The organism is Nostoc sp. MG11, assembly GCF_014904695.1.
Lineage (GTDB): Bacteria > Cyanobacteriota > Cyanobacteriia > Cyanobacteriales > Nostocaceae > Komarekiella.
The window spans coordinates 429,593-442,315 of the sequence record NZ_JACXXN010000002.1; the positions used below are offsets into that span (position 1 = coordinate 429,593).

10 protein-coding genes are annotated in these 12,723 nt (G+C 42.5%); 5 read left to right on the plus strand and 5 right to left on the minus strand.

The genetic code is table 11. The features are described 5' to 3' along the window. Window positions 1-765: 765 nt before the first annotated feature. The 4 genes from HCR01_RS04535 to HCR01_RS04550 form a co-directional block, all read right to left on the minus strand. The gene (locus HCR01_RS04535) at window positions 766-1,866 is read right to left on the minus strand and encodes an anthranilate phosphoribosyltransferase family protein (protein ID WP_193194917.1); all 1,101 of its coding nucleotides are present in this window, start codon (window positions 1,864-1,866) and stop codon (window positions 766-768) included. An 80-nt stretch (window positions 1,867-1,946) separates the two neighbouring features. Next, window positions 1,947-2,894 carry a LysR family transcriptional regulator gene (locus HCR01_RS04540; RefSeq protein WP_162394731.1) on the minus strand — a complete coding sequence of 316 codons (948 nt, stop codon included), beginning with the start codon at window positions 2,892-2,894 and terminating at the stop codon, window positions 1,947-1,949. A gap of 498 nt (window positions 2,895-3,392) precedes the next feature. Continuing rightward, a complete protein-coding gene (locus HCR01_RS04545; RefSeq protein ID WP_193194919.1) occupies window positions 3,393-4,691 on the minus strand; it encodes a HEAT repeat domain-containing protein in 1,299 nt (432 codons plus the stop codon). Between the two features lie 26 nt (window positions 4,692-4,717). Then, on the minus strand, window positions 4,718-5,125 hold the full coding sequence (locus HCR01_RS04550; protein ID WP_193194921.1) for a ubiquinol-cytochrome c reductase iron-sulfur subunit: 408 nt from the start codon (window positions 5,123-5,125) through the stop codon (window positions 4,718-4,720). Window positions 5,126-5,555: 430 nt separating this feature from the next. On the opposite strand from HCR01_RS04550, the gene HCR01_RS04555 reads away from it, so the two are divergent. From HCR01_RS04555 to HCR01_RS04570, 4 genes are all read left to right on the plus strand, one after another. After that, window positions 5,556-7,154, plus strand: coding sequence for a ferredoxin--nitrite reductase (locus HCR01_RS04555; protein WP_193194923.1), 1,599 nt, complete (start codon window positions 5,556-5,558; stop codon window positions 7,152-7,154). A 26-nt stretch (window positions 7,155-7,180) separates the two neighbouring features. Then, a complete protein-coding gene (locus HCR01_RS04560; RefSeq protein ID WP_193194925.1) occupies window positions 7,181-8,503 on the plus strand; it encodes a CmpA/NrtA family ABC transporter substrate-binding protein in 1,323 nt (440 codons plus the stop codon). A 151-nt stretch (window positions 8,504-8,654) separates the two neighbouring features. After that, the gene (ntrB, locus tag HCR01_RS04565) at window positions 8,655-9,488 is read left to right on the plus strand and encodes a nitrate ABC transporter permease (RefSeq protein WP_193194927.1); all 834 of its coding nucleotides are present in this window, start codon (window positions 8,655-8,657) and stop codon (window positions 9,486-9,488) included. Window positions 9,489-9,544: 56 nt separating this feature from the next. Then, on the plus strand, window positions 9,545-11,533 hold the full coding sequence (locus HCR01_RS04570; RefSeq protein WP_193194929.1) for a nitrate ABC transporter ATP-binding protein: 1,989 nt from the start codon (window positions 9,545-9,547) through the stop codon (window positions 11,531-11,533). Here the strand turns inward: HCR01_RS04570 and HCR01_RS04575 are convergent, their stop codons facing one another. Continuing rightward, on the minus strand, window positions 11,534-11,779 hold the full coding sequence (locus HCR01_RS04575) for a hypothetical protein (protein WP_226889113.1): 246 nt from the start codon (window positions 11,777-11,779) through the stop codon (window positions 11,534-11,536). 88 nt (window positions 11,780-11,867) lie between these two features. Here HCR01_RS04575 and HCR01_RS04580 point away from each other — a divergent pair, with 88 nt between their 5' ends. After that, window positions 11,868-12,716, plus strand: a complete 849-nt coding sequence (locus HCR01_RS04580) for a nitrate ABC transporter ATP-binding protein (protein ID WP_193194931.1) — start codon at window positions 11,868-11,870, stop codon at window positions 12,714-12,716. Window positions 12,717-12,723: the final 7 nt, after the last annotated feature.

Sequence of the window (12,723 nt, forward strand, 5' to 3'; positions counted from 1 at the left end):
ACTTAACCTTACATTTGCAATTATTAGCCACTAAACTGCAATTTACAACACGATAAAATTGATTTATTCGACGTAAACTGACTAATTATGTCCTGTCAAAATTTTCAATATTCAAACTACTATTACACACCAGTATTGTTATTGGAAAATCCTGATTAATTAATCTAATTAGATTTTATTGAGGATGCTTTAATAATTAAAACCAGGCTTTGCGGTTATGCCTGCTAGTAGAAAATACAGGTCAAAATCCGCAACAATCATGTCGAAATGTCTCGCTAACGCATCCTCAAGATTCATAACAATGCCTATCTGTAGAGTTTGGGAAGGCAGTGTATGTTGCGGACAAAATTTAGAGACATAATTAGACAAGTTTTGTCTTTAAAAGGGGCGGATATAGTAAGTCTGTCACAAGATACAAAAGCCACGACTAAGAGGAAGCGATCGCATATACGGCATTGGATTAAACTAAACTACACCGTCACCAGAACAAATCGTTTACAAAACTAGATGTGAGACTTATAACCTCATCTGATCTGCGTTCGCTGATGAGTGTAATCTTCTACATTTTGTGTGCAGCCTGTACATAGCAAATACTGACAGATGATTTTTCAACTGGCAAACAGTGTACTATTTCGAGAATCGAAGATTGATAGCATGTAGGAGCGGATGAACCATAAACTCCAAGAATGAGTTTGTATTATGAAGACCGCTAACTATACCTCAGCGCTATAATATGTTAAACAAAAAATCTAAAATCCTAAAGGATCATAAACTAAAAATCTGAGTGACGATTGCTTTTTTTGGGAGAATGTTTTGATCTACTAAATTTACTGCTTGACTGAGTTCTTGGAGTTTACTAGCTACTGTGCCACTAGTTAATAATTCTGAGGCTTTGGCTATACCCGATCGCATATCTGGACAAATACCACTCCGCCATAAGTAAAACCCGCCATTCCACAAAGCTGTTTCCATCAGTTCGCCTGGATTACCAAGCAAAACTTGCTGCATATCTGCTACAAGTTCTTCGTTAGTGCCAAGGGGTACATTCTTGGTGGTAAAACCGTATTCACGCGGTACGAGGTGTAAGCGTTCTAATTCCTGGGGTGCTGATGAAGATAAACCAATAATTGCAGTGCGATCGCGCGGTAAGTCGCAACTACCTTCCAATCCCTTCACTAATGTAAATTTTGTTACGCCACGCAGTGCCAAAGCTACCTGAAACATCGCTTCCGTAGGAGGGTGAACAAACCCAGCAATTATATGAGCATCCCCAGCATAAGGACACCAAATTAACTCCATTGTCGCCAAAGGCGGACGCTTGCCGAGTTGATCACGGTATTCCCAAATGCTGTTAGTTAAGGGAAAATGCTGTGGTGTATAAACAAAGCCAATACCTGTTTGCTCAAACACCTGTTGGGTTTTTGTTAGTGGTAAGGTAGTCCAATCGATGCCTAAACCCTGCCAAATATCTATCAAGGGTAATCCATACTTTGTGGGCAAGCGATCGCCACCATGCATTACCACTGGTTGCCCAGACGCAGCTAAAATTAAAGCCGTTATTGGGGCAATGGGTGCAGTACGCGTTCTGCCATCATAAGGTAGACCCAAAACTATCGCCGGACGCGCAGAAGTGATTGGTTGCAGTTTTGGCCCTAGTTCGTCATAAGCATCCAACATACCCGCTAACTCTTCCCCAGTGGGACGCTTAATCCGATGGGCAATCAAAAATGCTCCAATCTGGGCTGGTGTTGCTTCACCTAACAGCATCATTTTTATAGCAGTGGCGGCTTCAGCACGAGTTAAATTCTCGCCTGTGTGGTTTCCACTGCCTACTTTTTGCAGAAGTTTTCTAAATTCATTGCTCATTTGTCCTTTGTCCCTTGTCCTTTATCCTTTTCCTATCTGCAACTAATGACTAATGACCAATGACCAATGACTAATGACACTTATGAAGCCGATCGCTGCTGGTTAAGTTGCAGTGGGATATTTTCTCGTACCAGTTGCCAAAAGTGCTTGATGGGGGGAATTTGCAGACGGTCTTGAGTTGTTACCATCACTACCCGACGAGTCAAACTTGAACTATCAGGTAAAGTCCCCGTACTATTACTGGCTAGGGGTCTGACTGCAAGGGTAGGGTCGCAACGTGCTTCGATTAGTGCTGATTGAGGTAGCAAAGCTATCAGTTCTCCTTGGCGCACTACTCCCCGGAAGGCGTCTAAAGTATTTACCTCTAAAGCCGCCTGAAGTTTAGCTTCCAGTCGCTCAAATCTATCTTGTATTAGACGTTGCATTCCATAACCATCTTTAAAAACCACTTGGGGGTAAACAATTAGCTCCGACCAAGGGATACATTCATATTTGGCTAAGGGATGATTGGCTGCGGTTAGGACTTCTATAGGTTCATCATAAAGTACTTCTACCACCATTTCTCTGCCAGTGGTTAAAAACCGATTATTCATTACAATTGCTAGATCTACTAATCCATCTTTGAGGACTTTAAGGGCGCGATCGCTACCTAATGAAGTCACCCGCAATTGTACATCTGGATAATCATGACAAAATTTTTGCAAAACTGGTGGTAGGTAAGCGGCACACATTGAGTGAATCGCTGCAATGCAGAGTTCTGGCTGTTTTCCTGCGATTAAATCTGCTAACTCGTCTGTGGCTGTTTGCCACTCTTGGCAAATTTTGCGGACGCGGGGTAGCAATCGTTCACCTGCTAGTGTCAACTTGGCGTGACTTGTTCTGTGAAACAGTTCTAACCCCAAATCTGCTTCCAATGCCTGGATTTGGCGACTGATCGTCGATTGGGTGACACTACATTGCCGCGCTGCTTGTTGAAAGCTGCCGGTTTGGGCGATCGCCAGAAAAGCTTGCAACTGCTCTAGTCGCATTTTTATGTAGCCTGAATTACATTTATGGCTTTCATTAAGTTAACGGTTTTTAATTTGTAATTTAGTCAAGTTTGTTACAAGTCATTTTGTCAAATTTATATAAATATAAATCAGGTTTTACTGACTTCATCGTCAATTATCCGCTTTGCTCAAGATTTTTTGGTAAATATCGCGGAAAATGGCTGTAATTTTGCTGATTTTTTCTACTTGGTTACAACTGAGTACGAAATTAAGCGGTTGTGCGTGATTTCACAATGCTTCTGCGTCTTATTCTTGGGTTTTTCCTGCATGATACTCAGCCATTGCTTCGGCCGCGAGTTTAGCAAGGGTATCCTTAGAACCTGCAAATGCTTTATCCTATCGAATTTCATCTTCGAGTTCTTTCCGCTTAACATACTTGCCTCTGATGCTTCCCTCCATTTGAGCAAAGTCATACTTAGAACGTAATTCGTCTTTCATTTCATTCTCAATTTCTTTGTTCATTCTCTTTGAGAGAATTTACCACTCTGCTAAAGCGATCACTACTCCTGTTTGCAAATCTGGTGTGAGTGTGGCGTTATTTGCTAACTGCTGCAATTGTTGATATGCGACTTCCTTATCTAGACTTTTCAGTGCGGCGATCGCGTGTAATCTCACCGATGCATTTGCATCAGCTAGTAGCGAAATCAATGGTTCAATTGCTTGTATGTTGCCTAACTGCCCTAATGATAGGGCGATCGCACTTTTGATGTTGACAATTTCTGTAGCTGGATGCTTTGATTGCAAGATTTCTAGCAAAATTTCTGTAGCTTGTTGAGTTAACTGCGGCTTTTGTACTCGTCCTAAAACTGTGACGATTTCCTGCCACATTGTCTCTGATAAGTTATGATTCAGTGCTTGTTGTATGTATTCCAAACCTGATGTTGTACCCATCCAACTTAAGGCGCGGATAATTTCGAGTTGCAGCTTAATTGGTGTATGAGATGATATCAATACCTGAAATAATTGCTTAGCAGCATCATCACAATTCATCCGCGAAAGGGCAACTGCTGCGGCACAACAAACCTCAAGGTTAAAGTCATAAAGCCTAGGTTGCAGTCTCGTCACTAAATTTAATTCTGCACATAAGTCAGAACGAAAACCTAAACCCATCACTGCTGCACGTCTAACAGTGGCAGCGACATCATCCAAAGCAATCAATAGCACTGGTGGCACACGTTCATCATGAAAGCTACTGAGGGCTTCAATTGCAGCGGTGCGGATTGCTGCTTGTGAATCTTGGACTACACTCAACAGAGGCGTGATGGTTTTTGGTTGCCGAATACAAGAGAGCGATCGCACTGCTAAAAGTCGTGTATCTTCTGCTGTTAGTAGTTCACAGAGTGCGGTGATCGCAACATTACCCATTTGCCCAAGTGCTGTTGTGGCGATCGCTTTGAGTTCTTCATTTTCATCGGTTTTCAACAATTCTACCAACGGCGCGATCGCATCTGGGTGCTGAAACTCGCCCAAAATCTTTGCTGCATACCAACGCAATTCTTCTTCTGCGTCTTCATCTTCTAAGATTTCAATGAGTGGTGGGATGGCAATATTTCCCAAGCTAGTCAACACCTTGGCAACTTCCCAACGTTGTTGAAAATCCCCCATCTCTAAAATTGAAACTGCTAATTTCAGAATATGTTCTCGATTTTTAACTATCTCTGAATGTCTAGAGTTTTGTCCCAAAACTAACTGTTGCAAATATTGAATCAGTGATGACCAATCAGCTGCATCGTATGCTATTTGGGCCTGCACCAAAAGCTGGTTGAAATTATTCACGACACTTTGCTTAAATTTGGAATTGTCTAGGTTGGCTTAACTACAACTGAATCACCCTCAATCTTAGCGGCGTAAGTTTTTAGCGGTGTTGTTGCTGGGCCTCTTTGCACTTTACCATCAACACCAAATTCCGAACCATGACAGGGACAAGTGAATTTTTTTGCCTCAGCTTGCCATGCCACTGTGCAACCTGCATGAGAACAAGTCGGGTTTACAGCAGTCAGATTTTCGGTTTTAGATGTGCCGACTACCAAAACAGGCCCAACGGGTGAGTTTTTAGCGAGTATTTGACCAATTTTATCTAATTCTGCCGATGTACCCACAGTTTGCCAATCTCCAGCAGTTGTCTGAGAAGAACAAGCTGCAAGGGCTACAGGTAAAGAACTCGCTATCGAACCCAAACCGACCCAATAAATGAAATCACGACGTTTCATGACTGCGTTTTAGTTAACATACATCAATCCCAAATGCTGTTCAGCGAGCGCTTTGCATCGCTTATTAGCTGTTCTTTATGCAAAAAACGCATACTAATGATACACTTTCAGCAATTTTACTAAAAAACCGTAACAATTTATACGATTTTAACATAAATCCCGTCTTAACTTAGAGGTATCGAAATTGTTACATAAACAGTATTCACACCTTCTTGACAAATTTACAAAATGTAAGAGCGACAGATTTTACCTATTTTAGGTTTCAAGTTGTAATGCTCTTGAGTACAAATAATCAGCCGTAACTAAATCAAATTTTTTGATCATTAACCCTCGTGGATCCATTAACTGATGAGACTACGGGCTGGTTGATATTGGGTAAGTAACTCTATAAGTTCTCAGCAGATCAGTTATTTGCAACGAAACTCATCTCATGACAGACACAGCAACTACCACAACAAGCCTTAACAAGTTTGAGAAATTCAAAGCAGAAAAAGATGGACTCGCCGTCAAAGGTGAGATAGAGAAATTTGCTGCCCTAGGCTGGGAAGCAATGGACGAAACAGACCGTGATCACCGACTCAAGTGGGTAGGTGTGTTTTTTCGCCCAGTGACTCCGGGCAAGTTTATGATGCGGATGCGCTTACCTAACGGTATTCTCACCAGCAGTCAGATGCGTGCTTTAGCAGGAGTGGTGCAGCGTTACGGAGATGACGGCAACGCTGACATTACTACCAGACAAAATATCCAATTGCGGGGCATCAGGATTGAAGACTTACCTGATATTTTTAATAGATTTCACGCAGTTGGTTTAACCAGCGTCCAGTCAGGGATGGACAACATCCGCAATATCACAGGCGACCCGGTGGCGGGATTGGATGCAGATGAATTGTATGACACACGAGAGGTGGTGCAGCAAATTCAGGATATGCTCACCAATAAAGGTGAAGGCAATCCAGAGTTTACCAACCTACCAAGGAAATTTAACATTGCGATCGCAGGTGGGCGAGACAATTCAGTTCACGCCGAAATCAACGATTTAGCTTTCGTTCCTGCGTTTAAAGAAGGGACTGGGGAAGAATCTTCTCAATCTCCAATATTTGGATTTAACGTCTTGGTGGGTGGCTTTTTCTCAGCTAAACGCTGTGAGGCGGCGATTCCTCTGAATGCTTGGGTGTCTCCAGAAGACGTCGTAGCAGTATGTAGAGCCGTTTTGGAAGTTTATCGGGATCACGGTTTACGCGCCAACCGCCAAAAATCCCGCTTGATGTGGCTAATTGATGAATGGGGTTTAGAAAAGTTTCGCCAAGAAGTCGAAAACCGTTTGGGTAAACCATTGTTACCCGCAGCGCCAAAAGACGAAATCGACTGGGAAAAACGCGACCATATTGGGGTATATAAACAAAAACAACCAGGATTAAACTACGTAGGCTTGCATATCCCAGTCGGTCGGCTGTATGCCGAAGATATGTTTGAAATCGCGCGTCTAGCAGAAGTTTACGGTAGTGGTGAAATTCGCTTCACCGTTGAGCAAAATATCATTATTCCTAATATTCCTGACTCGCGGTTGGCAACATTTTTGACAGAGCCGCTGCTAGAAAGATTTTCGATTGATCCTGGTTTACTGACGCGATCGCTAGTTTCTTGCACAGGCTCACAATTTTGCAACTTTGCCCTAATTGAAACTAAAAACCGTGCTTTAGGAATCATTAAAGCATTAGAAGCAGAGTTAATACTAACTGCAAACGTGCGAATTCACTGGACAGGTTGTCCTAACTCCTGCGGACAGCCTCAAGTTGCAGATATCGGCTTGATGGGAACTAAAGTTCGCAAAAATGGCAAAGCTGTAGAAGGAGTTGATATCTACATGGGTGGCAAAGTTGGCAAAGACGCCCATCTAGGAGCTTGTGTCATCAAAGGCATACCCTGTGAAGACTTACAGCCAGTATTGCAAAATTTACTCATTGAACACTTTGGCGCAAAACCGAAGCAAGAAGCCTTGGTAACTCATTGGTCAATAGATCACAACTAAACAGTTAACAACTAAATAAAGGACAAATGACAAATCTTTCAAGAAGAAAATTTATTTTCACCGCAAGTGCTACGGCTACCGCTTCTATTTTGGCTCACGGTTGTTCTGCTGGCAGCAATACAGCCTCAACAGGTGGTAACTCGCCCTCTGCTGCTCCCGCCGCCAACGTCTCTACAGTAGCCAACGCTCCGAAGGTAGAAGTAACCAAAGCCAAGCTAGGATTCATTGCTCTAACTGATGCTGCTCCTTTAATTATTGCTAAAGAAAAGGGTTTCTTTGCTAAGTACGGCATGACTGATGTCGAGGTGATCAAGCAGAAATCTTGGCCTGTGACTCGTGACAACTTAAAAATCGGCTCAGCTGGCGGCGGTATTGATGGCGCACATATCCTCAGCCCCATGCCTTACTTAATGACCATCAACGATAAAGTGCCAATGTATATCTTGGCAAGGTTAAATACCAATGGTCAGGCTATCTCTGTTGCCAATAGATTTAAAGAACTCAATGTTAATTTAGAAAGCAAAGGGCTGAAAGAAGCTGCAAGTCAGGCCAAAGCTAATAAAAAAGCCTTAAAATTTGGTGTTACCTTTCCTGGTGGTACTCACGATTTATGGATGCGCTACTGGCTAGCAGCTGGCGGCATCAATCCAGATCAAGATGTGGTTTTGGAACCCGTACCACCACCACAAATGGTGGCAAATATGAAAGTCAACACCATCGATTCTTTCTGCGTGGGAGAGCCTTGGAACGCTCAATTGGTAAACCAAAAAATAGGTTATTCAGCTTTAGTTACAGGCGAGTTATGGAAAGATCATCCAGAAAAAGCCTTTACTATGCGGAAAGATTGGGTTGATCAAAATCCCAATGCTGCACAAGCAATGTTGATGGCAGTTATGGAAGCTCAACAATGGTGCGATCGCTCAGAAAATAAAGAAGAGATGTGCAAAATCTGCTCTGACCGTAAATACTTTAACGTTGCTGCCGCAGATATTTTAGAAAGGTCTAAAGGCAATATCGACTTTGGTGATGGTCGCACTCAGCAAAACTTCCCAAATCGCATGAAGTTCTGGGCAGATAATGCCTCTTATCCTTACAAAAGTCACGACATTTGGTTTTTAACAGAAGATATTCGCTGGGGCTATTTACCAAAAGACACTAAAGTTCAGGAAATAGTTAATCAAGTGAATAAAGAAGACTTGTGGAAAAAAGCAGCTAAAGCTATTGCTGTTCCTGATTCCGAAATCCCTAAGAGTAGTTCTCGTGGTATTGAGACTTTCTTTGATGGTGTGAAATTTGACCCAGAAAAACCAGAAGAATATTTGCAGAGTTTGAAAATTAAAAAAGTTTAATTAAGGATTTAGGCATAATTAAACATCAACAAAATCATAGCTAGTAGTGAGCGATGAATCGCTCACAGCAAGGTTTATTAGGACTAAAGTCCTTACTACAAACTTGAATTTTTACGCCTAGCTACTTAAAGGCAGTGGGAGAAAATAGAAAATGGCAGCTATTCTTGGAAGTCGCACTATCAAGAAAAATCACCGTAAGAATTTCAATAAATTAGTTTCACAAAAAATTGTGCCGCCACTGGTAGCGTTAGCTATTTTTCTAGTGATTTGGCAACTACTTTGTTTAAATCCTAACTTTAAGTTACCTGGGCCGATAGAAACCTTTTCCGAAACTTGGGATCCTTTTATTATTAATCCATTTTTTGATAATGGTGAAAGTGATAAAGGCTTAGGCTGGCAAATACTCAGTAGTTTAGGGAGAGTTGGTTTAGGCTTTTCTCTAGCAACAATTGTTGGCATTGCAGTGGGGATTTTCATTGGTGCGAATAAATTACTTTATAACGCCCTGGATCCAATTTTCCAAGTGTTGCGGACTGTACCACCTTTGGCATGGCTACCAATTTCTTTAGCAGCATTTCAACAGGCTAATCCTTCAGCTATTTTCGTGATTTTCATTACATCTGTTTGGCCGATTGTGATCAACACCACAGTAGGTGTACAACAAATTCCTCAAGACTACATAAATGTAGCCAGAGTTTTGCGTTTAAAAGGAGCCAAATATTTCTTTAAAGTAGTATTTCCTGCCACTGTTCCTTATATATTTACAGGATTACGCATTGGTATTGGTTTATCTTGGTTAGCAATTGTCGCAGCAGAAATGTTAGTCGGTGGTGTCGGAATTGGTTCATTTATTTGGGATGCCTATAATACCACCACAGAAACTAACTTAAGCGAAATTATCCTCGCCTTAATTTATGTTGGCTTGGTCGGCTTAATCCTAGATAGATTAGTTGGCTTTATAGCTAGCAAAGTTGTATCCGAATAACAAAAGTAGGGAATAGGTTATTTCCCAACTACGAATTACGAATTACGAATTAAAAAATGACTACTTTTGTTGAAGTTGACCACGTTGACCGTGTATTTGATCTCCCAACTGGTGGCAAATATATTGCTCTAAAAAATATTGAGTTGAAAATCCAACAAGGGGAATTTGTTTCTCTGATTGGACACTCTGGTTGTGGTAAATCTACCTTGCTCAACATCATCGCAGGTTTAGATCGAGCAAGTATTGGCGGCGTTACCTTGGAAGGGCGGGAAATTAAAGATCCCAGTCCAGACCGGATGGTTGTGTTTCAAAACTACTCTTTGCTGCCTTGGTTAACAGTACGGGAAAACGTAGCTCTAGCTGTTGATGAAGTGTATAAAGGTAAGCCCAAGGGTCAACGCCAAAGCATTATTGAAGAACATATTGATATGGTGGGGCTGCGCCCAGCGGCGAATAAACGTCCGAGAGAGTTATCTGGGGGGATGAAACAACGGGTGGCGATCGCTCGCGCCTTGGCTACTCGTCCCAAGTTGTTACTGCTAGATGAACCTTTTGGGGCGTTGGATGCCTTAACGCGGGGTAGCTTGCAAGAACAACTGATGAAAATTTGTAACGAACACAACGTTACATGCGTGATGGTGACACACGACGTGGATGAGGCGTTATTGTTGAGCGATCGCGTTGTCATGCTCACCAACGGGCCAGAAGCTCATATCGGGCAAATTATCGAAGTGCCAATCCCCCGTCCGCGTCAACGCCTGGAAGTAGTCAAACATCCCAGCTACTACAGTCTGCGGAATGAAATGATTTATTTCCTCAACCAGCAAAAGCTGGCCAAGAAACGCAAAGCACAGCAGACTTCAGTACCAGTAGCTACATTCCACAACGGCTTAGAAAAAGTCAATCTGGAAATCGGCTTTCTACCTTTAACTGATGCTGCACCTTTGATTGTTGCTCAAGAAAAAGGCTTCTTTGCCCAGTACGGTTTAGAAAAAATCACCCTCAATCGTGCCAGTAATTGGGAAGAAATAACTCAAGGGGTTGTTAATGGTAAATTAGACGCGGCTCAGATGCTTGCAGGAATGCCCTTAGCCCTAACTTTGGGTGCTGGTGGCAAAAAACCAATTCCTGTAATCAATGCCCTAAATATCTCTCGCAATGCTAACGCCATTACTTTAAGCAAAAGATTGTATAGCCAAGGAGTCAGAAACCTAACTGACTTAAAAGCAGCGATTAGCGCTACTCCCGATCAAATTCTGACTTTGGGTGTAGTTCATCCTACTTCAATGCTGAACCTAATGTTGCGTTATTGGCTGGCGGCTGGCGGCATAGATCCTGATAGAGATGTCAGCTTGACAGTGGTTCCACCAATGGAAATGGTTTCTCAACTCAAAGCCGGAAATATTGACGGTTACTGTGCTGGAGAACCCTGGAACTACCTTGCTGTCCATCAAGACTTAGGCTTTGTTGCGGCTACAGCTTTAGAAATTTGGTCAGGACAGCCGAAAAAAGTCTTGGGAGTGCGAGAAGATTGGGCGCAGCAGTACCCAGAGACTTATCTTGCTCTCGTCAAAGCACTGTTAGAAGCTTGCAAATATTGTGACGATTTCCGCAACCGCGAAGAAATTTTAGAAATACTCTGCCGTTCTGAATATTTAGATATAGATCCTGTGTACGTCCGTCCGGGATTCATCGATCCCTACGATCGCGGCGACGGTACAGAGCCACAAGACTTCACAGCATACAACCAGTTTTATCTCAATAAAACCAACTATCCCAACCGCACTGAAATTTTGTGGATGGTCACTCAAATGGCACGTTGGGGCTTAACACCCTTCCCGAAAAACTGGGTGGAGGTGATTGAAAGAGTCTGTCGTACAGACATATTTGGTGCTGCTGCACGCGAACTCGGCTTAATCGATATCGGAGAGGATGATCCTATTCATTTATTTGATGGTAAAGTTTTTAACCCATCAGAGCCAATAGAGTATCTCAAAAGCTTGGAAATTAAACGGCAGATCCGGGTTGAGGAAATATTTATTTAGTCATTGAGGAAGCAGGGAGAAGGCAGGAAACTCCATTAATGCGGCTTTGAACTCCATTAATGAGTCTTTGAACTCCATTAATGCGGCTTTGAACTCCATTAATGAGTCCTTGAACTCCATTAATGAGTCTTTGAACTCCATTAATGAGTCTTTGAACTCCATTAATGAGTCTTTGAACTCCATTAATGAGTCTTTGAACTCCATTAATGCGGCTTTGAACTCCATTAATGCGGCTTTGAACTCCATTACTCTCAAATTTGTTTTGAACGATAGCTCATTCTTGAAAATCTATTTTCATCAGTTGTAATTAAAAATTGGTTGGTATAAATTCATCATGCAAACAGTAAACGGAATTAACAGCAAAACTCAAATCAATCAACTGCAAACGAAAAAAGCAGAAAACTTTTTGGTAATTGAAGGTGTAAGCAAAATTTATCCAAGTTCCGAAGGCCCCTACACCGTACTGGATGGAGTTGACCTGAAAGTGCGTGAGGGCGAATTTGTTTGTATCATTGGTCATTCTGGCTGTGGTAAATCAACTCTCCTCAACATGGTTTCCGGGTTTAACACTCCCACCGACGGTATTGTTCTGCTACAAGACAAACCCATCACCGAACCAGGCCCCGACCGGATGATGGTATTCCAAAACTATTGTTTGCTGCCTTGGCTGAGTGTTTTTGATAACGTTTACCTAGCTATTGATTCAGTATTTCCTAAAAAACCCCAAGCAGAGAAACGGGCGATCGCCAGAGAACATTTAGCAATGGTGGGACTTACAGAAGCGGCTGACAAGAAACCAAATCAGCTTTCTGGAGGCATGAAACAGCGAGTTGCGATCGCCCGCGCCCTCTCCATCCGTCCCCAAGTTTTGATTCTCGATGAACCCTTTGGTGCATTAGATGCCATCACCAGAGAAGAATTACAAGAAGAACTGCTGCAAATCTGGCGTGAACATCAAGTCACCGTACTGATGATTACTCATGACATTGATGAAGCGCTTTTCCTCGCCGATAGAGTTGTGATGATGACTAACGGCCCAGCTGCTCACATCGGTGAAATCCTCAATATTCCCTTCTCTCGTCCCCGCAATCGTCGCCGCATCATGGAAGACCCTGAGTACTACGAATTGCGAAACTACGCTCTAGACTTCCTCTTTCGCCGATTTGCTCACGCTGACGAGTAACTGCTTG

Excerpts from the sequence above, each read along its gene's own strand:
- HCR01_RS04535 (WP_193194917.1), bottom strand. The coding sequence starts at position 1,866 with ATGAGCAATGAATTTAGAAAACTTCTGCAAAAAGTAGGCAGTGGAAAC.
- HCR01_RS04540 (WP_162394731.1), bottom strand. The coding sequence starts at position 2,894 with ATGCGACTAGAGCAGTTGCAAGCTTTTCTGGCGATCGCCCAAACCGGC.
- HCR01_RS04550 (WP_193194921.1), bottom strand. The coding sequence starts at position 5,125 with ATGAAACGTCGTGATTTCATTTATTGGGTCGGTTTGGGTTCGATAGCG.
- HCR01_RS04555 (WP_193194923.1), top strand. The coding sequence starts at position 5,556 with ATGACAGACACAGCAACTACCACAACAAGCCTTAACAAGTTTGAGAAA.
- HCR01_RS04560 (WP_193194925.1), top strand. The coding sequence starts at position 7,181 with ATGACAAATCTTTCAAGAAGAAAATTTATTTTCACCGCAAGTGCTACG.
- ntrB (WP_193194927.1), top strand. The coding sequence starts at position 8,655 with ATGGCAGCTATTCTTGGAAGTCGCACTATCAAGAAAAATCACCGTAAG.
- HCR01_RS04570 (WP_193194929.1), top strand. The coding sequence starts at position 9,545 with ATGACTACTTTTGTTGAAGTTGACCACGTTGACCGTGTATTTGATCTC.
- HCR01_RS04575 (WP_226889113.1), bottom strand. The coding sequence starts at position 11,779 with ATGGAGTTCAAAGCCGCATTAATGGAGTTCAAAGCCGCATTAATGGAG.
- HCR01_RS04580 (WP_193194931.1), top strand. The coding sequence starts at position 11,868 with ATGCAAACAGTAAACGGAATTAACAGCAAAACTCAAATCAATCAACTG.